This window comes from Bradyrhizobium sp. NC92, assembly GCF_025200865.1.
GTDB lineage: Bacteria > Pseudomonadota > Alphaproteobacteria > Rhizobiales > Xanthobacteraceae > Bradyrhizobium.
This window is the reverse complement of the sequence record NZ_CP104171.1, coordinates 7055279-7074123: the sequence shown is the minus strand read 5'-3', so window position 1 is coordinate 7074123 and position 18845 is coordinate 7055279. Positions and strand designations below refer to the sequence as shown.

Below are 18845 nucleotides of genomic sequence, written 5' to 3'. Positions count from 1 at the left end.
GAAACCACTGCCACGGCGACCGGATGCATCGGTCGCCGGGCAGTTCCATGTGTTGAAGGAGCCGCCATGTCGAACGCCTTGGCTTTCATCAATCAGCAACCTGCTAATGGTTTTGCGAGCGTGGCTGTCAACAGTTCCGCCTCCATTGCCGACAATGAAGCGAAGGAGAAGGACGTGGCTCTCGCACAAATCGAGTTTCGGAACGTCACCAAGAATTACGGATCGGTTGCTGCAGTCAAGGACCTCTCGTTGAGCGTTTCCCGCGGCGAGTTCTTGACCATTCTTGGTCCAAGTGGTTCGGGTAAGACGACCACTCTGATGCTGCTGGCCGGCTTCCAGGCGCCAAGTCAAGGCGACATCTTCATCGCTGGAAAATCCGTCGCCGCCGTTCCCTCGTACCGCCGCGATCAGGGCATTGTCTTTCAAAGCTATGCCCTGTTTCCGCACCTCAACGTACGCCGCAATCTTGAATTTCCGCTCGAAATGCGTGGCATGAAAGCTGCCGAGAGGACGGCGCGTGTGGATCGAATTCTCTCGCGCGTGCATCTCAGCGGTCTCGAGGACCGCATGCCGTCGCAACTGAGCGGAGGCCAGCAACAGCGTGTGGCGTTGGCTCGCGCCCTGATAGCTGACCCGCCGATCCTTCTGCTCGATGAGCCGCTCGGCGCACTGGATCGCAACCTGCGCGAACAGATGCAGAGCGAGATCAAGAGCCTCCACAAGGAATTTGGTATCACCACTGTCTGCGTGACGCACGACCAGGACGAAGCGCTCACGCTATCGGATCGTATCGTTGTGATGCGCGCCGGCGCGATCGAACAGACTGATACACCCGAGGCAATCTACGACCGGCCGGCAACGCAGTTCGTAGCGAAGTTTTTGGGCGAGGCGAACATTCTTGAGAACCCTGGTTTCATGATCGAATCCGAGGCCACGCAACCGTCCGACACTATTGCCATGATTCGGCCGGAGCGAATCTGCGTCGCCGCACTCGATGCGCCTAAGCGGGTCGACGCGGATCTGCGCCAGGCCGTCATCGGGATCGTGGAAAACATGATCTATGCGGGTCCACTGCGAAAATATCACGTGCGTGTCGGCAGCACCATGCTTGTCGCGCGTGAGCACGTCGTGTCGGGACGACCGGCCTTGCAACCAGGCGAGGAGGTGCGACTTGAATGGCTGCGTTCCGATGTGCGATTCGTTGCTGCGTAGGACGCCACAAAGGAGACGGTTCATGAACGTTCTTCATAAGCTTGGCCGGATGTCCATTGCGCTTACCGTTCCCGCTTTGGCCATTCTGCTTGCTGTTTTTGGTCTGCCGGCCGTTCTGCTATTTCTGACCAGCCTCAATGCGCCGACCATCTCGCTCATTAATTACGAGGCCTTCTTCAGCCGCGCAGCGAATGTTCGTGTGCTCTTGCAGACGATTGAGGTGAGCGTCGTTGCTACAGCGATCTGCGTCCTTATAGGATATCCCACGGCATATCTGGTCGCGGCTGCCTCGAAGCGCGTGCGCATGGTGCTTCTGGTACTCGTCGTAATTCCCTACCTCACCAGTTTTCTGGTGCGCACTTACGCCTGGATCGTAATCCTTGGCGATCGAGGCCTGATCAATAATCTGCTGCTCGATCTCGGGCTCATCTCTAGCCCCATACCTCTCATTTACAATCGCCTGGCCGTCTACATCGGCATGGTCCACATCATGCTCCCGGTCATGGTGCTCCCCTTAGTGAGTGTCATGCTGGGAATCGACAAGTCACTCGCAGCAGCAGCCCGTAGCATGGGTGCACGCCCCTTCGCCGCCTTCTGGCGGGTCTTTTTCCCGCTTAGCTTGCCCGGCGTTCGCAGTGGCTCGTTGCTGGTCTTCGTCCTCTGCCTTGGCTTCTACGTAACGCCAGCCGCGCTAGGCGGGTTAGGCGACGCCATGTTGTCAACTTTCATTGCGGCTCAAGTCGATAACTCTTTTGATCTCGCGCGTATTGCTGCCTCAGCGTTCATTCTGCTGGGACTGGCCGGAGTTATGCTCGCGATTTTCGGACTGGATCTGGCCGGCGCTCAAGGTCGGGCGCCGAAACCAGTATGGAAGTCTCCACAGAACTGGTGGCGCTCACTCGGCTCTCCTGGGCAGCATCTCAATGAGTTTGCCGGTCGTTATCGGGCGAAGCGGTGGGCCGCGACGCTGTACCAAGCAGCCGATAACAGTGGCTCGTGGAGAACGGTCGGCGCGGCCTTTGTTGCGCTTGTCATGTTTTACCTGCTGTTTCCGAGCGTTGTGGTCATTGTCATGTCGTTTAGCGCCGGACCCTCGCTGCAATTTCCGCCATCAGCTCTTTCACTCCAGTGGTACCGCTCTTTCTTCAACACGTCCTCCTGGACTGAAGCTGCCTGGACCAGCATTCAGATCGCTGTGGCGGTCGCCTTCCTGTCAACAATCGTCGGCACGCTCGCGGCCTATGGCCTCAGCCGTACCTTTCCTCGACTACGCAGTATTATCACAATGGCGATCCTCACCCCGATCACCATTCCAAGCATCGTTGTTGGTATTGGAGCCTATCTAGGACTGCTCAAGTTTGGACTCATAGGTACGAAGACCGGAATCATCCTGACGCACAGCATCGGTGCTACCGCCTATGTAGTCGTGATCGTCTCGGCGACTCTAGCAAATTTCGACCGACGTTTGGAGCTGGCGGCAAAGAGTATGCGGGCCAATCCATTTCGAACGTTTACGAGAGTGACGCTGCCGTTGGTGCGGCCCGGCATTATCGGCGGTGCCCTGTTTGCTTTTCTTCACTCTTTCGACGAAGTCGTCAAAACGTCACTGGTTAGCGGATTCTCGATCCGCACGCTGCCTTTGAAAATGTGGGAAAACATGCGGCATGAGATCGACCCGACGATTGCCGCGATAGCATCGATGCTCGTGCTTCTGCCTGTGGTTTGGCTAATCGTTTTGTACGTTACTTGGTGGAGGTCAAGGCCGAAAGTTGCTGGCGTCGTTCTAGAAACCGCTGCTTAAACGGCTAACCTCCCAGATCGCTCTTTAAACACCTGCTGGTCCCTTGGGTTGCGCCAGTTCCTCCTATCGCATTTCGTGCTTCTCCAAGCCGAATGGGCCGACGCGCAGAAAAAGCTCGTACAGCCCCGTTCGGACACGGAATTTCTAAGTTGAACGCCTCTCCATGGGGAGATTTCGGCGCCCAGTTCTTGGTAAATTTATTACAAGGAGATGAAGACAACACGCCTCTGAGAAGCAATTCTCTAAACAAAAAGTCGATCTCCATAGGATCAGCTGAATGACGGGTGCGGGCTGTGCAGGGGTAAAGATCTTCACCGAGGGGCAAATCGATGGAGTTTGGTGCTTGGTCTCACGTCAGGGGCGATCTTGAGTCCGTACGACAAAACGCTTCGGCGTTCCTGGATGGTCTACTGCCAGAGGATGATCGCGCCCAATTGGCTCGGCAGAACTGGGGCGCAACCTGGGCTGGGACCGGCGATGCCTACTGCCGTCTTGCTGACCTCAACATAACCAAAAAGAAATACGATGAAGCCACGCAGGCTTGGCTTTGCGCGCTCACTGCCTTCGAGGTCGCCAGGAGGCTAGTCGCGGACGATGATCCGCGACGGGCGGACGTTTCAGCCAAAGTCGAAGCTGGCCTTCAGAGGATCGGACTATCCTTTGGTCATGAGGTGGAAAGCGTACAGATCGCGTGTGGTGATCTGGGGGAGTTTATCGCCTACTATCTGCCTGCTGGAACTCCCAACTCGCGCGCGCCGGCGGCCATTTGCGTCAGCAATGAAGAAGAGGAGGGAGTGACATTGCTAGGCAGGCTCTTGCCTGTGGTGGTTGGCCGGGGGATATCCGTCTTGGTTGTCTCCCACGAGAACATCGCAAATCACGCACGCGGTGGATCCGAAATCGTATTGTCCCATTGTTTGGACCTTTTGTCGGTTCGGCCTGACGTTGATAGTGGTCGGATCGGCATTTATGGAGACGGGTTATCGGCCTCTTTAGTTACTGATTTTGCCGCCCACGATCGCCGCATTGTCGCGGCGGTTTGTGATGGTGGCATTTGGAATTGGACGCGCTCCCTGAGCTCCATCGATTGGATGACGTCGACCGATGACGGCGCAGACAGGGATATGGTGTCGGGGCATCGCTCACGCTTGGCTCGACTGCCGAATTGTCCAATACTCGTGGTAGCCGGTGGGCGCGGCGTCGTCAGCGTGTCCGAGGCGATCAAACTGCAAACTGTTTGCATGGCGGCGCGCATCGACGTGGACTTGGTCATGCCGCAACTCATGCGAGGAGGCCTGGGCGAGGAGGTTGACAACTTCGTTAGCTCAGATGACTGCATCTTCAGGTGGCTGGAGCAGAAGCTCGCACGAAAATCAACTTCAGGGCGAATCATAGGCTAGCGGCGATTCGGTTCTCTCCCGATCTTTTCGCAGGAGCTCTCATTAAGTCCTAGTTGTCTCTGATCGACGGATCGTAGGCGAAATCGATTGTCTTGCGGGTTTAGATGGGGCCTGTGCAGTGGTGCCGAGGGGGGGGCGATGCGGCCTGGAGAAGTTCAATCGATGGGTCCTGCCAAAATGGACTCAAGTGCGCGCTCGACGCCCGCCGCCAGCGTTGGCAAGTGAATCTGTCCACCTTGGTCGGGAGCAAGTGATGGATACGGCCAGGCTGGATGAGGCTGTCACCCTTTCAGGCCTACAATGCGCCAATACTCAGTTTTTGAGATGCCATTCGGCTATTCTTCGCGATCGAGGTCAGCCGCTTGTTGAGGTAGTCTAGCGACGCCTGGTCCAGCCCCTCCAACAGCGCGGAGTTCAGGGCTTCCCTCTTGCTCGACAGCTTTGAGATTTCTGCTCGCGCCTTCTCAGTCAGGGACATTTGAACGAACCTTGCATCATCTGGCGACGGCTCGCGCGCCAGAAACTCCATCACCTCTAGCTTTTTCGTTTGGTTGGTAACGAACGCGGGATGAATTCGGAGTTTGCTTGCAACTGCTATCCCCGAGACACCGCGACCTTGGTCGAGTTCGTCGATAGCCATGAGGATCAGCCACTGTGGCTCGGTCAAGCCCAGTAGCTCCGCCCAACTCTTATGTATTTCCTCGATTTGGGAATGGATCTCGACAACGTTCCAGATGAAGTCCCTGACGGCCCTGTCGATTGTTTGTTTTTCAGCCATGTTGATTGCCCCGCCAAACCCAGCGACTCCCTGTAAGTCGCTGCGTGACATTTCCCCTTCGTATCTGGGTTCAGGCGCCCCTGAAAGGCTCCATTGGGTATGGATGCCATGTAAAAAATCAATTGATATATGTAACTAATTTTGCTAGTGCTCTGCTTAGATCGTTTGAGGGGCTCTTCAGCGATCATGTAAAATCTCCAAGGAGGAACCTCCGGGATGCCCCCCGGAGGTTCTTTGTTTCGCGAAACTCCCTAATGTCGCACTGCAGAATGAGCTGTGTCGCTGAAATGCCACAGTTGACAGCCAAACAATGCTTTCATTAATTAATTAATTGCAGAAATTGATGCGACCAATTAGACCATGGGCTGACGGAGAGGGGGCGCCTCGACGTCGTCCGTCAAGCACCCGCCAGTAGGTGAGGCGAGCAGGGGCGGATCTTTGAAGGACGGAAACGACGTTTCCAACTTGGAGGTTCAACATGAAATTGATGAAGAGCTTTATCCTCGGTTCGGCCGCAATGTTTGCTGGCGCCGGGGCACAGGCCGCCGATCTTCCCGTGAAGGCCAAGGCGGTTGAGTACGTGAAAATCTGCTCGCTGTATGGCGCCGGATTCTATTACATCCCTGGCACCGACACGTGCATCAAGTTCGGTGGTTACGTGCGCGCTTCGACCCAACTGGGCACGAACAGCGTCTGGGGTGCGGCGGCTAGTGGTGTCGCAGGCGCACACAACCGCCTGAGCAACTACTACACGGCGCAATCTCGTTTCGACTTTAGCACCGATACGCGCACAGCCACGGAGTATGGTGTCCTTCGCACCTACGCAGAATTGGCCTTCACCTGGACGGCGGGCGGTTATAGCGGAGCCGGGAGCACCGCGATCAATGGCGCGACTGCCTACTCCGGAAGCAATCCCGCCGGCAGTGGCAGCGGCATGATTTCTGGTGGTTCACTCTCCGTGTACTACGCCTTCATGCAGTTTGCCGGCTTCACCTTCGGCAGAGCGCAGTCGCAGTTCTCCTCGCCTTGGACCAACTATCCTGGTAACTCTTTCGATGGCATGCCTGGCGGCGGAGGCTGGGAGGCCGTCAACCAATTCGCCTATACCGCTGACTTCGGCCAGGGCATCACGGCTTCATTCTCGGCCGAGGATCAGGTTCAACGTACAACTGGCATCTGGAACGTGAGCGGTGCGACTGCTGCAGGCCTTGCAACGGGCACTTACGGGGCGTACGACACCGGCGGCTCGCGCGCTCCCGATCTCGTAGCCATGCTGCGGGTCGACCAGGCTTGGGGCCTTTTCCAGGCGTCGGTCGCCGCGCATGACAATCACGCTGGTTATTATGGGGTCGATGAAACGACCGGGCATCCGGGCGACAAGTGGGGCTGGGCTGGTCAGCTTGCGCTGTCAATCAAGAATATTCCGACCGGCGCTGGCGACACCATCAACCTCCAGGGTGTCTACACGAACGGCGCGAGCATTTACAACTTCCAGTCATATACGCCGTTCACTTATGCGATCTACGGCGGCACGGGATTGGGGGGGGCTTACCAGAGCCTCGGTCTCGCTGGCGTCGTTGACTCTGTGTTCGTTGCCGGCGCTGGCCAGCAATTGACGACGACATACGGCTTCAATGGCGCGTACACCCACAACTGGAACCCGTATTGGAACAGCGCCATCTTCGGTGGCTTTGGTGCCGTGCGCTACAACGGTACAGCCAAGGGCTACATCTGCGGCGCGTTCGTTGCGACGCTTGCGTTGTCGAGCGGCCTTGCTGGTTGCAATCCCGACTTCAACTACTCGGTTGTTGGCGTGGCGACGCGCTGGAATCCCGTCAAAAACCTGACCTTCACGACCGAACTCGCTTACACGATGCTTGACCAGAAGTATGCCGGCGGAAGCACGGTCGCTTTGCCGGTGCAGGCTGGCATCGCCAAGCCTGCGGCTACCTACGAGCTGAAGGATCAGAGCAGCCTGCAGGTGATGTTCCGCGCGCAGCGCAATTTCTAAGTCTTCTAACGCACCAGCAAAGGAGAAGTGGCTCTATCAATTTAGGTTAACCTCCAAGAAGGCCTCCGGCATGCCCGCCGGAGGCCTTTGATTTGGTGCGAATTGTAATTGCGGAACGTGAAAATCAATCCCCCGGGCGTCCTGCGCGAACTTGCGTAGGCGAGCAAAGCACTCCGACTGGCGTTGACCTGCCACTGCGTATTTCCTCCAGAAAGAGTTAGAGTCCGGCCCGAAGAAGGACGGACAGATGAAGCGAGCAAGGTTCACGGAAGAGCAGATTATCGCGCTGTTGAAGGAGCATGAGGCCGGGGCGAAGACAGCCGACCTGGCTCGCAAGCACGGTGTTTCCGAGGCGACGATCTACAATTGGAAGGCCAGATTCGGCGGCATGGACGTTTCCGAGGCGAAGCGGCTGAGGGCCCTGGAGGAGGAGAACGCGAAGCTGAAGAAGCTTCTGGCCGAGCAGATGCTCGACGCGGCCGCCCTTCGCGAGCTGCTTTCAAAAAAATGGTAGGGCCCGCCGCCAAGCGCGCTGCGGTCGCGCATCTGCAGGCCGTCATGAGCCTGTCGGAACGGCGGGCCTGCTCGATCATCGGGGCGGATCGGAAGATGATCCGCTATCGCTCCAGCCGCCCGCCGGACGCAGTTCTGCGTGGCCGATTGCGCGATCTCGCCAGCGAGCGGCGACGTTTTGGCTACCGCCGGCTGTTCGTCCTGCTGCGGCGGGAGGGCGAGCCATCGGGGATCAACCGGATCTACCGGCTTTATCGCGAGGAAGGGCTCACCGTCCGCAAGCGGCGGGCTCGCCGCAAGGCCGTGGGGACCCGTGCCCCGATCCTGGTCGAGGCGAGGCCGAACGCGCGCTGGTCGCTGGACTTCGTCCACGACCAGTTCGCCAATGGCCGACGCTTTCGCATCCTCAACATCGTCGACGACGTCACCAAGGAATGCCTGGGCGCGATTCCGGAGACGTCGATCTCGGGTCGGCGCGTGGCCCGCGAACTGACGGCAATCGTCGAGCGACGCGGCAAGCCAGGAATGATCGTGTCCGACCATGGCACCGAGTTCACCTGCAACGCCATGCTCTCTTGGTGCAAGGACGCAGCCATCGATTGGCACTTCATCGCACCGGGAAAGCCGATGCAGAACGGCTTCGCCGAGAGTTTCAATGGCCGGATGCGCGACGAGTTGCTCAACGAGACCCTGTTCTTTGATCTCGATGACGCCCGCGCCAAGATCGCCAATTGGGTCGCCGACTACAATCTCCAGCGTCCTCACTCGTCGCTGAACTACCTCACCCCGGCAGCCTACGCCGCCCACCTCACCGCAACGGACGATCGGCTGCGCAACCCCGACCAGCTCCGCCGATCGTCCGTTGCTCCACCCGCGCCACTTGGCGTACAAAACCCCGAGACTCTAACTGCCGCTGGATGAAAATTCAGGGGCAGGTCAGCGTGCCTCGGAGGCCCGCAGCGGGACATGACCCGTGCTGGTTTTTAGATAGAAACTCCGACTACATCCGATAAGGGCCGATGCCCCCAAAGGATTTGCTCTGCATCGCCCTGCTACCGCCTGGATCCCCCGATGCAAAGTCGAAGGGGAAAGCGGTCCGCTAGTCGCTCGAGAAGGAGCGATGATCATGACAGCCCAGTATCACCACAGCAGGAAGCCAGCGCTCTCCAATGCGAAGCGCTCAATTGAGCAGCCGGTTTGCGGGTTTGCCTCTTCACCTAGAGTCCAATTGGGAAGGACATCGGACGGCGAGCGATCCTCATAGCTGAAATCTTTAAGAAATGCGGTTTTCTCGCAGACTTCAAGCGCCAAGCCCCGTCTGGTTGCATTATTCTAGATCGGATTGCGGTTACACTCGGCAATAACACTTCCCGACCACTGGTTCACTCAGCGACGACTCGGGCATGACCTGTTGAGCAAGGAGCGCTTGCATGGACTCTGAGACCATCGACCTTACGCCAGCATTTGTCTGGCCGAGCTAATCCGACCCAAAGGAATGTTCGTCGATTGACGACATGCGCTTCTCGGAAGCCATCAGATATCGGCGGATACGCCGACTGCGGTACACCAAGGCATGCCGAGCGATACACAACCGACTTGAACGCTGGAGAAATCATGCCGCAACGCGCAGCTTCTGAAGGCCACAACTCCATCGGTCTCCGTTCACGGGAGGCTTTCGCCCGCGCCCTGCGCGTCTTCCCCGACGGCACTACACGCGTCACCATCGAGCGGACATTGATTTCATCTCATCAGTCTTTGAGCATTTCTTGAGTTCTGTCGGTGAACTCATCGAGAATCTCAGATCTTGACGCAACCAAGCTGACCCTACGCTCGATGCGTGCGCCTCGCAGGGGGCGGTGGAGGCGCGCTCGTCCGTCCGAGCTTAAGTGAATCGTTTTCGTGAACCGACACGGGTGAACTAGTATGAACTTCGAGACCGTTGCAGTTGAACGGCGTGGCAATATTTCTTGGATTTTTCACAACCGGCCGCAGGTTCGGAATGCGGAGAGCTGCCAGCTCCTCGATGAGATGGATTCGGCGCTGACGGACGCGGTCCGGGACGATGCGATCAGGGCGATCGTCTTCGCGGGCAAAGGTGATCACTTTTCCGCCGGTCATGATCTGAAGGAGGCGCAGGCAACGCGCGCAGCTTTCACGGTTGAGCAACGCTACGCCTATGAGGAAAGGCGTTACTTCGACTATGCGCTTCGGATTTGGGATTGTCCCAAACCAACAATCGCCTCGGTTCAAGGGGCTTGTGTTGCTGGCGGCTTCATGGTCGCCAACATGTGCGACATGGTTGTGGCTTCTAACGACGCCTTTTTCGCCGATCCGGTGTGTCAGAGTCTCGCCACGGCGGCGGTCGAAGTCCTGGTCCACCCCTGGGTCATGGGGTTGCGCATGGCGCATGAGTTCTTGTTAACGGGGCGGCGCCTGTCTGCCGAAGAGGCTTATCGCATTGGCATGATCAACCGTCTCGTCGATCGAGAGCGGCTAGAGGCGGAGACAACCGAGCTCGCCGAGAAAGCTGTCGCCGCATACCCTTTCGCGGCCAGGCTACTTAAGCGTTCGTTGAAGCGAGTTGCGGACATTCAAGGCTTCCGAACCTCACTTCAGAGCCATTTCGACACTCATCAACTGTCTCATGTTACGGATGAGTACAGCCGGATGCGAGATCAAGGCATCGCCTCTGGAATCTCCCGCGGCAAGGATGCATCACGCAAATAGTGACCATGCCGGAGCTTGAGGCACAAAGCGCTGGCGTCTGCAGCGACAGTGAACCGGGTATTCGGAAGATCCCTCGGTGCGACAGCACGCTTCTCGGCATTGTGGTTTGCGACAAGCAACGGAACGCATCCTTAATCCTGCTTCATGAAGGACCGTCTGGAAACCCCGTCGAGCCCGCACTCAATCAAGGTGTGGCGCCAAACACCTGCTGATTCACAACCAAGTAAGGAGCTATCGTGACCGCCTACAGTGGACCTGTCTTCGAAATGGCCGCCAAGCAATTCGAGGTGATCGCGGAATATCTGTCCATACCCGAAGACGCTAGGGCGCGGCTGCTAATGCCGAAACGCGCGGTCACTGTCTCCTGTCCGATCCATCGTGATGATGGCACCACCGCCGTTTTCGAGGGCTATCGTGTGCAGCACCATCTCACACTCGGCCCGACAAAAGGCGGGACCAGGTTCGCGCCGAGCGTTGACCTCGGCGAGGTGGCGGCGCTCGCCGTGTGGATGAGCTGGAAATGTGCCTTGGTGGGACTTCCTTACGGCGGCGCCAAAGGCGGCATTAGTGTCGATCCCTCGACCTTGTCGAGGCGCGAACTTGAAGCGCTGTCGCGTCGTTACATGCAGGAAATGATCCCCTTTGTCGGCCCTCACACTGACGTCATGGCGCCGGACATGGGTACAAACGAGCAGATCATGGCGTGGTTCATGGACACATACTCGATGTATCAGGGGCAGACGGTCACCGAGATCGTGACCGGAAAACCCGTCAGCGCCGGCGGAACGTTAGGGCGTCGGGAGGCCACCGGAAGGGGCGTCGCCCATTTGGTCCGCAAAGCCGCAGACGAGATCAAGGTACATCTGGGTGGCGCGACGGCTGTCGTGCAAGGGTTTGGCAACGTCGGTTCGATTGCTGCACTCGAGTTGCACAATATGGGTGTCAAAGTGATTGCAGTCAGCGACCACACAGGCGCACTCTATCGATCTTCAGGGCTCGACATTCTACAGCTGGTCAGACACGGCTCCCTACGAGGAAGCTTAGCGGGGTATTCCAACGAACTCGGATTTGACCCTGCAGAGATGCTGACCATCCCTTGTGATGTACTCGTTCCAGCTGCAGTAGAACGAGTCATCGATGCGAAACTTGCCGCTGATCTGCGGTGCCGGATACTCGCCGAGGGAGCCAATGGCCCCACCACTCCCGAAGCCGATCTGGTCTTGGAACAACGTCAAGGCGAGCTCTTCCTCATTCCCGACATCTTGTGCAACTCGGGAGGAGTGGTGGTGAGCTACTTCGAATGGGTGCAGGATCTCCAGCGATTGTTCTGGGAAGAGGACGAAGTCATGCGGCGGGAGTATCAAGTCCTGGATCGTGCCTTCGAGCGCGTCCTGGCGAGAAGCAAGCAAGACAAGGTGTTCAACCGCACCGCGGCCATGGCGATAGGTGTGGAGCGCGTACGTGGTGCAAAGGAGACACGAGGGCTGTTTCCGTAGCATCATCCCTTGCCAGTCCAAAGCATCTCCTTAGATGGCTTAGCTTCAACTAATAGTCCGACCTGAAGGCTGTCAAAGTCATAAAGAGAGTGGATAAGAATGGCCGGCCTATCGAGCAGCTGACGCCGCAGGCCCATTTCGCAATACATGGTTGACTATTTGACTATGGAAAGGTTATAGGCGCAGTGCCCGAGTCGAACGGCGTGAAGTGGTGGACGTGGGCCGGCGGCGGCGCTGGTCCGAGGATGAGAAGCTCAAGATCGCCCTGGAAAGCTTACAGGCGCCGCGCCCAAGTCGCGGCTACAGCGTGGCGGTATGGCGTTTCACCCTCATTGATGGTGGTCACGGAATCTGGGCCGGTCGCCCTGTCCAGCGCCAGCAGTGGCGGGTCAATCGAGATCGAGTTTGCTGATCAAGATCCTTTTGCATGATGGACTGGGTAGGTCGCTTTATGCGAGCGGCTGGAAGCGCGGCCGATTCCTGTGGCCCTCGTCCGCTGATCGCGTGGTGACAATCACCCCAGCTCAGCTGCTCAGCTTGGCTACATGCTGGAGGGCATCACTTCTTTGTTCTGACCGCCTTTTCCGCAGGCCAGCAGGATCTGGGCTCTCAGAGCCAGCGCCTGCGCCGTCTTCCGCCGCATCGTCAGCCGGGTCAGTTCGGCACGCTCTCACCGCTCAGAATCAAGGTAGCAGGTTGCGATAGACCGCCACTGCAGACCCCGTCGCTGTTTGCCTCCATTCTTGGCACGGCGACGCGACTCTAATGCGAATCTATGATTGCGAACTTGTGACTCAGGACAACTAGTTGTTCTTAGTCAGGATAAACCTAAGCTTGTGCGAGCCGATGGTATAAAAAGTTCCGCGACAACAAGCCATCCTTTAGCTCCGCGACTCCAACGCGCCAGATAAGTGCCCCCAATCTTTTCTTTCTTCCACTCCCCGCTCCAATTGCCTACTTCAGCAGCTTCCAAGCCTTGCACGTCTATAGAAAGAGGCTGCCTCAGGTAAGTCACAAAATCTGGATCAGCGAAAGCCTTCGCGAAAGCTTGACCTGCATCTCCTACCCCATCATGAACTTTTCCATAACTCGTGATGACCTTAATGTCTTCATGCATAATTGCGAGAATATCTTGTATTTCACGCGATGCGATCGCCACATTTGATAGGCTACGAAGCTCTCTTATCGTGGCGGCGCTTTCATCAGAATGGCTACGTTCTATCATCCTATCGTCCCTTCACTTTCACGATAACGTTTCTTCCAAGAATCTCGGCTTTTCGCGAGCTCTTTGGACTTAAACTAAAAACCTTCGCTAAACGAAGAGCGCTTGTATGAAGAAAGCCTCGCTTTCATTCTATTCGATACTCTTGTCGCGAACACACATTTAATTTCGCGTTCGCGGAGCGTCAATCAGAAGAATACTCGTCTCACAAGACCCCAAACACAGACGTCCTTACCCGGTTGGCACGCGTAAGTGGTCGATCGTTCGCGGACCTCCTTCACCAGCGCCTTTGGGCGCTGAGCTGCCGCCGGTTTGATGGACACTAGGTTAAGCTAATCCGACCTTGCGCTCGAACTCAACAGGGCTGAGGTATCCGATCGTCGAATGACGCCGGACGGGCGCAAAGCAGTATCGCTGTCGAGGGCGGCAAGCTCGCCGAGCATTTCGCTGGCCGATCGGAACAAAACCGAGTGACCGGCGATGAGCGCCTGGTAGGCGATATTCTGCGCGAAGGTCGACTTTCCGACGCCGTTTGGTCCGACGAAGACGATGTTGGTTGCGTCGTTCATGAAGGCCAGCGACATCAATTGCTCCACTGCGGCGCGGTCGAGGCGCCTGGGCCAGAGCCAGTCGTAATCGGCCATCGGTTTGAAGTGGCCGATCCTGGCGTCGCGCAGGCGTCGCTGCAGCGAGCGCCGGGCACGTTCCTCCTCCTCCCATTGCAGCATGGGGGCCAGCCATGGGGCGCCGGCGATTTCGTCCCAATGTTCGACCAGGCCGTTGAGGCGCAGCGCCTTGGCACGGTTCAGCAGGGCATCATCAGTGCTCATCGTCGTTATCTCCAGAAGGAGCCAGTTGGTCGTAGCTGTCGAGGCGGTGCGGCCGGACCGTTGTATCCTTGCGCCGCACATGTTTGGGCAGGCTGGTTTCGACAGGGGGCGGTTCACCACGCTCCAGGCGCCGACGTTCGAGTGCGGCGCGGACCGTCGCCGCATGGACGGAGCCCGCACGCAAAGCGTCCTCGACCGCAGCCTGCAATTCCGTTGCGCCGTAGCGATCAAGCAGCCGCAGCAGCGCGGTCGTGAGCGCACCGATGTTGGTGCCACGTTCGGCGGCCCTGATCATCAGGGTCTGACAGATCGGCACGGCTCGGGTGAGGCTGTTGAGGCCGCGATGCTGGTGCGCCTCACGCTCGATCTCAACGAGATCCTTCAGGTGTCGTCGGTCTTCGATCTCTTGGCCACGATCATAGCTGCGACGGTGACTGGCGATCATCTGCGCGCCGTCGAAGATCCGGACCTGGCTGAGATCGGCCCGCACGCTCAGCATGCGCCGAACATGGGGATGGGGAACCGTGTAGTCGTTCAGGTCGAACCGCACATAGGGCGTTTTGCCGACCTTCACGGCGACCTGCTCCTCAACGGGATACGGGTTGGCGGGCAGCGGCAGAAGCAGTGGTTGCTCCTTTGCGAACGCCTGGCGTACTGTCATCTCGCGATCCTCCGGACATGGTCGGTCCGCCGCTTCGGATCGGCACCATTGTTCGGCCTGGGCATTCAGGTCGTCGAGATCGGTGAACTTGCGGGCGATGAAGAATGCCTCCCGGATATGTAGCGCGCTCGACACGGCCTTTTTCGTTGCCCCGGGCAACCGCGACAGGACGCGGCTCGAACCGATAATGGCCGGCGAAGGCAAGCAGCGTGGGATGGAATCGGATCGCATCGCCCTGGCGCTCGAGCACCGCGCTCTTAAGATTGTCGTAGAGCAGGACCCTGGGCAGCCCACACCATGTGTTGAACGCGCCGATGTGGCCGCGCAGGAAGTTTTCCACGCGCGCATCGAGGAAGAAGCGCAAGTAGATGTCGCGCGAGTACGACAGCACCATGACGAACGCCATCAGCGGACGGCGGGCGCGACCGATCTCGATGTGACCGAAGTGCCCCCAATCCATCTGCCCTTGTTCAGACGGCAACGTGCGGAGCCGCAGGAACGCCTCGGCTGGCTTGCGTGGACGGTGCAGAGCGATCAGGTGCCGGAAGTAGCTGGGCGACCCGCGGTAGCCGCGCTCACGCATCATCGCATACAGGCGGCTGGCCGTGAGTGCGGGGAACTGCTCCAGCGTCTTCAGGACGATCGGCAGATAGGGCTCGATCTTCGTGGGGCGCAATATCGGCCTATTCCTGGGCAGTCCGGCCTGGGTCAGGACGCGATGCACGGTCGTGTGATGAACGTGCAACTGCTTCGCAATGGTGCCGCAGCGCCATTTCTCGACGTGATACAGACGCAGAATCTGCCCTTCCAATTCAGGGGTAACGGTCATCGGTCGGGTCTCGGCCTCCATAGGGGTGAGCATGACGAGGGCCCCGGCGACGCACGAAGCCGGTACGAAGGAACAGCGACAACCGACAGCGGCAGAACCGACAGCTCGGCATGGGCATGATCGATGTCGTCGCTCGCTCGCCGACGTCAGTAGGTGCAACAACGACATCGTCCGCAGGCCGGCGCAGTAGTGAACCGACATGGCATGCGGGTGGAGAGTGATGCGTCACGTTGTTGTGCCGCGCCCGGTATCGTCGGGCCCGGGTCGCATGCGCCAGGCGTCCGCGGCGGCTGCGCTGATAACGCCGTCCCGCCTCGCGCAGGCTCTCGCGGCGGGCAGCACGGGCGCAGTCATGGCCGCAATAGCGTTGTCCCTGTCGCAGTTGCGGTAGATCGTTACCTGCGAACGGCAGCGGCCGCACAGAAAGAAGCGGCCCGTGAGCATCCGCGGCGGTCCTTTCGGAGCGCCGCCGGAGGTTGGTGGAAAAGGTCGACGGAATGCGCTGACAGTGCGATAGTGCAGGCTGCGCACCGTCCGTGGGGCGTGACATCGAGCCCCACTTGCCAGTTGAGATCGGTCTTACGCCGGCTTTGTTTCTGCGGCGCTGATTACCCGCAGCTCTACCATAAGGCAGGCGCAAAGCGGGGTACGTCGAAAGGAGCCTGAGGGCGCCCGAAGACGTGCCCCGCGTCTTTATTCCTCAACTTAGACGCTGGTCGTCGCCGCGAAGGCGTCCGCCCGCTACGGCGCAATTGGAAAGCGCGCGTGCGGACGCCTTCGCTCTACTGCCGTCATACCTTGTCGTCATTTTTGCGCGGTTTTCGACAGTCAACGACACCCGCGGTGCGCTGTGCGCGAGAGAGCTACGAGCAGCTTTTGTCAGACGGATGCAGCCCGAGTTGAGTGGTTGACCAGTATGGACAGAATTGACGGTCTGATGATTAGGTCGGCTCAATAAAGCCGGGTGCCGTAGATTTTATGCGTGAACCTTGGAGCCATTGCATGAATCGATATTGATATTCTGTTATTCTACTGGATCTCCGAACTGAATTTGCTTCAATTGATGTTGCTGTCAAAGACGATCGAGCAAAAGCACCATTGCGGTGGATCCGGAGCGTCGCAACCGAGGTTTCTTTGCCAGAAAGACTGGTCAGCTACTCGGCTGATTTTGATGTTCAACAAAGGAGTGCAGCGTGAGTGAGGTGGTTAAGCTCGAGCGTCATGACGAGATCGGTGTGCTCATGGTCAACAGTCCTCCGGTCAATGCGCTCAGCGCGGCGGTATTCTGGAATGCATCAAGGAAGCGGTCGCCGATCCCGCGATCAAGGCCATCGTTCTGACCTGCGCCCGCCGCACCTTCATTGCTGGCGCCGACATCACCGAGTTCGGCAAGCCGCCGAAGCCACCCGGAGCCAGCGACGTGCTCTCCGAGATCGAGAACTCGCCGAAGCCGATCGTTGCCGCCATTCACGGCACCGCGCTCGGCGGTGGTCTCAAAGTTGCGTTGGCCTGTCATTTCCGCGTCGCGACCAAGGACGCCAAGCTTGGCCTGCCGAAAGTTAAGCTTGGTTTGCTGCCCGGTAGCGGCGGCACCCAGCGCCTGCCGCGCGCGGTGGGGCCGGAGCTCGCGGTTCAAGATGATCGTCGGCGGCGATCCCATTGGAGCTTCAGAAGCGCTCAAGGCCGGGCTGATCGAGGAGATCGTCGAGGGACCGGCCGCCGGCGGCGAGGCCTTCGCCCGCAAGCTCGGCGCCGAGAAGCGCCCGCTGCGGCCGCCAAGGCCGACCGCTCGATCTTCACCAATGCGGTCGCGGCCATGACCAGGAAGTCGCGCGACCTGGAAGCGCCATTCGCGGCGGCCGATGCGGTCGGTGCGGCGATCGACCTGCCATTCGGAAGGAGCGCGAGGGATTCCTCAAGCTCGTCGCCGGCGACCAGTCCAAGGCCCAGCGCTACGCCTTCTTCGCCGAGCGCGAGGCCAACAAGATCGCGGGCGTCCCCGAAGGCACCAAGCCGCGCCCGGTTAGCCGTGTTGCCATTCTCGGCGCCGGCACCATGGGCGGCGGCATTGCATGTCGTTTGCAAACGCGGGCGTTCCCGTCATCCTGATCGAGACCGGCGAGGAGCAGCTCAAGCTCGGCATGGGCATCATGCAGAAGAACTGGGAAGCAACCGCCGCGCGCGGCGGCATCCCGGCGGATGCACCGGCCAAGCGCATGGCGCTGATCAACGGCGTCGTGGGGATCGAGAATGTCGGCGAGGCCGACCTCGTGATCGAGGCCGTGTTCGAGACCATGGCGATAAAGAAGGAGGTGTTCGGCAAGCTCGATCAATATGCCAAGCTTGGCGCGGTGCTCGCTTCCAACACTTCCCTCCTGAACATCGATGAGATCGCGAAGTCGACCAAGCGTCCGCAGGACGTGCTCGGCATGCACTTCTTCTCGCCGGCCAACGTCATGAAGCTGTGCGAGATCGTGCGCGCGAACAAGACCGCGCCGGACGCACTCGTCACGGCCGTGTCCATCGCTCGCAAGATCTCGAAGGTGCCGGCTGTGGTCGGCGTCTGCCACGGTTTTGTGGGCAACCGCATGCTGGCCCAGCGCAGCAAGCAGGCTGAGAAGCTCCTGTTCGAAGGCGCGCTGCCGCAGCAGATCGACGCCGTTGTCACAAAATTTGGCATGCCCATGGGGCCTTTCGCGATGAGCGATCTCGCCGGCCTCGACGTCAGCTGGCGCTCGCGTAAGGATCGAGGCGTTAGGTCGGAGATCGCGGACGCGTTGTGCGAAGCAGGCCGCTTCGGCCAGAAGACCGGCAAGGGCTACTACAAATATGAAGCCGGCTCGCGCGCGCCGCTGCCTGATCCTGAAGTCGAGAAGCTGATCGAGGAGACGTTGATGCGTCTCGGCCGCAAGAAGCGAATCGTCAGGGATGACGAGATCCTCGAGCGCATGATGTACCCGATGATCAACGAGGGCGCGAAGATCCTCGAAGAGGGCATCGCGGCCCGCCCGTCCGACATCGACGTGGTCTGGCTCTACGGCTATGGCTGGCCGATCTACCGCGGCGGGCCGATGTACTGGGCCGATACCGTCGGCCTCAAGCGTATCGCCGATCGCTTGGCCTTCTACGCGAAGGAGACCGACGAGCCGAACCTCCAGCCGGCACAGCTGCTGAAGAAGCTCGCCGACGAAGGCAAGACGTTCGCCTCGCTCGTGGCAGCGTCGTAAGCGTGATCAAGCATTTGTCATCAATGACTTAGCCGGACACACCAAGGCGGCCAAGCGAGAATGTTGATGCTTTGGCTACATCCCCAAGGCAAAACTCGCGCGCCCCAAATTGCCTTGTTGCACGAGCCCCGAGAGCAC

14 protein-coding genes and 2 pseudogenes are annotated in these 18845 nt (G+C 58.9%); 10 read left to right on the top strand and 6 right to left on the bottom strand.

Features of this window, described 5'->3' with window-relative positions; genetic code table 11:
- Positions 1–66 precede the first annotated feature (66 nt).
- From N2602_RS33005 to N2602_RS32995, 3 genes are all read left to right on the top strand, one after another.
- Positions 67–1212 carry an ABC transporter ATP-binding protein gene (locus tag N2602_RS33005; protein ID WP_260380735.1) on the top strand — a complete coding sequence of 382 codons (1146 nt, stop codon included), beginning with the start codon at positions 67–69 and terminating at the stop codon, positions 1210–1212.
- Positions 1213–1234: 22 nt separating this feature from the next.
- On the top strand, positions 1235–3013 hold the full coding sequence (locus N2602_RS33000; RefSeq protein ID WP_260380734.1) for an ABC transporter permease subunit: 1779 nt from the start codon (positions 1235–1237) through the stop codon (positions 3011–3013).
- A gap of 329 nt (positions 3014–3342) precedes the next feature.
- Positions 3343–4413, top strand: coding sequence for a S9 family peptidase (locus tag N2602_RS32995; RefSeq protein WP_260380733.1), 1071 nt, complete (start codon positions 3343–3345; stop codon positions 4411–4413).
- A gap of 295 nt (positions 4414–4708) precedes the next feature.
- Here N2602_RS32995 and N2602_RS32990 read toward each other — a convergent pair whose 3' ends face one another.
- A complete protein-coding gene (locus N2602_RS32990) occupies positions 4709–5191 on the bottom strand; it encodes a MarR family transcriptional regulator (RefSeq protein ID WP_311739364.1) in 483 nt (160 codons plus the stop codon).
- Positions 5192–5669: 478 nt separating this feature from the next.
- Here N2602_RS32990 and N2602_RS32985 point away from each other — a divergent pair, with 478 nt between their 5' ends.
- The 3 genes and pseudogenes from N2602_RS32985 to N2602_RS32975 all read left to right on the top strand — a co-directional run bounded on the left by N2602_RS32985 (position 5670) and on the right by N2602_RS32975 (position 8636).
- Positions 5670–7202 carry a porin gene (locus N2602_RS32985; protein WP_247293569.1) on the top strand — a complete coding sequence of 511 codons (1533 nt, stop codon included), beginning with the start codon at positions 5670–5672 and terminating at the stop codon, positions 7200–7202.
- A gap of 247 nt (positions 7203–7449) precedes the next feature.
- A pseudogene (locus N2602_RS32980) lies at positions 7450–7602 on the top strand (transposase); the annotation flags it as partial.
- Entirely contained in the window at positions 7569–8636 is a 1068-nt protein-coding gene (locus N2602_RS32975; RefSeq protein ID WP_260380731.1) for an IS3 family transposase, read from the top strand. The pseudogene N2602_RS32980 and the gene N2602_RS32975, both read left to right, overlap by 34 nt.
- A gap of 219 nt (positions 8637–8855) precedes the next feature.
- Here the strand turns inward: N2602_RS32975 and N2602_RS32970 are convergent, their stop codons facing one another.
- Positions 8856–9026 carry a hypothetical protein gene (locus N2602_RS32970; protein ID WP_260380730.1) on the bottom strand — a complete coding sequence of 57 codons (171 nt, stop codon included), beginning with the start codon at positions 9024–9026 and terminating at the stop codon, positions 8856–8858.
- A 612-nt stretch (positions 9027–9638) separates the two neighbouring features.
- On the opposite strand from N2602_RS32970, the gene N2602_RS32965 reads away from it, so the two are divergent.
- The 3 genes from N2602_RS32965 to tnpB all read left to right on the top strand — a co-directional run bounded on the left by N2602_RS32965 (position 9639) and on the right by tnpB (position 12643).
- Positions 9639–10442 carry an enoyl-CoA hydratase gene (locus tag N2602_RS32965; protein ID WP_260380729.1) on the top strand — a complete coding sequence of 268 codons (804 nt, stop codon included), beginning with the start codon at positions 9639–9641 and terminating at the stop codon, positions 10440–10442.
- A gap of 236 nt (positions 10443–10678) precedes the next feature.
- Positions 10679–11938, top strand: a complete 1260-nt coding sequence (locus N2602_RS32960) for a Glu/Leu/Phe/Val dehydrogenase (RefSeq protein WP_260380728.1) — start codon at positions 10679–10681, stop codon at positions 11936–11938.
- A gap of 381 nt (positions 11939–12319) precedes the next feature.
- Positions 12320–12643: an IS66 family insertion sequence element accessory protein TnpB gene (gene tnpB / locus N2602_RS39055; RefSeq protein ID WP_409241857.1), complete on the top strand. Its 324-nt coding sequence runs from the start codon at positions 12320–12322 to the stop codon at positions 12641–12643.
- A 112-nt stretch (positions 12644–12755) separates the two neighbouring features.
- On the opposite strand, the gene N2602_RS32955 is transcribed toward tnpB, so the two are convergent.
- From N2602_RS32955 to istA, 4 genes are all read right to left on the bottom strand, one after another.
- Positions 12756–13163 (bottom strand): nuclear transport factor 2 family protein, encoded by a 408-nt coding sequence (locus tag N2602_RS32955; RefSeq protein ID WP_260380727.1) that lies wholly within the window; start codon positions 13161–13163, stop codon positions 12756–12758.
- Positions 13164–13492: 329 nt separating this feature from the next.
- Positions 13493–13990: an ATP-binding protein gene (locus N2602_RS32950; RefSeq protein ID WP_260380726.1), complete on the bottom strand. Its 498-nt coding sequence runs from the start codon at positions 13988–13990 to the stop codon at positions 13493–13495.
- Entirely contained in the window at positions 13980–14651 is a 672-nt protein-coding gene (locus N2602_RS32945) for a Mu transposase domain-containing protein (RefSeq protein WP_260380725.1), read from the bottom strand. The genes N2602_RS32950 and N2602_RS32945 overlap by 11 nt, the downstream gene beginning before the upstream one ends.
- On the bottom strand, positions 14578–15480 hold the full coding sequence (gene istA, locus N2602_RS32940; protein WP_260380724.1) for an IS21 family transposase: 903 nt from the start codon (positions 15478–15480) through the stop codon (positions 14578–14580). The genes N2602_RS32945 and istA overlap by 74 nt, the downstream gene beginning before the upstream one ends.
- A gap of 1193 nt (positions 15481–16673) precedes the next feature.
- On the opposite strand from istA, the pseudogene N2602_RS32935 reads away from it, so the two are divergent.
- Positions 16674–18707, top strand: a pseudogene (locus tag N2602_RS32935) (3-hydroxyacyl-CoA dehydrogenase NAD-binding domain-containing protein).
- Positions 18708–18845 lie beyond the last annotated feature (138 nt).

What these genes read in the sequence shown, in the direction of transcription:
- N2602_RS32945 (WP_260380725.1), bottom strand. Translation starts at nt 14,651, where the DNA reads ATGACAGTACGCCAGGCGTTCGCAAAGGAGCAACCACTGCTTCTGCCG.
- N2602_RS32965 (WP_260380729.1), top strand. Translation starts at nt 9,639, where the DNA reads ATGAACTTCGAGACCGTTGCAGTTGAACGGCGTGGCAATATTTCTTGG.
- N2602_RS33000 (WP_260380734.1), top strand. Translation starts at nt 1,235, where the DNA reads ATGAACGTTCTTCATAAGCTTGGCCGGATGTCCATTGCGCTTACCGTT.
- istA (WP_260380724.1), bottom strand. Translation starts at nt 15,480, where the DNA reads ATGACCGTTACCCCTGAATTGGAAGGGCAGATTCTGCGTCTGTATCAC.
- N2602_RS32990 (WP_311739364.1), bottom strand. Translation starts at nt 5,191, where the DNA reads ATGGCTGAAAAACAAACAATCGACAGGGCCGTCAGGGACTTCATCTGG.
- N2602_RS32955 (WP_260380727.1), bottom strand. Translation starts at nt 13,163, where the DNA reads ATGATAGAACGTAGCCATTCTGATGAAAGCGCCGCCACGATAAGAGAG.
- N2602_RS32985 (WP_247293569.1), top strand. Translation starts at nt 5,670, where the DNA reads ATGAAATTGATGAAGAGCTTTATCCTCGGTTCGGCCGCAATGTTTGCT.
- N2602_RS33005 (WP_260380735.1), top strand. Translation starts at nt 67, where the DNA reads ATGTCGAACGCCTTGGCTTTCATCAATCAGCAACCTGCTAATGGTTTT.
- N2602_RS32950 (WP_260380726.1), bottom strand. Translation starts at nt 13,990, where the DNA reads ATGAGCACTGATGATGCCCTGCTGAACCGTGCCAAGGCGCTGCGCCTC.
- N2602_RS32995 (WP_260380733.1), top strand. Translation starts at nt 3,343, where the DNA reads ATGGAGTTTGGTGCTTGGTCTCACGTCAGGGGCGATCTTGAGTCCGTA.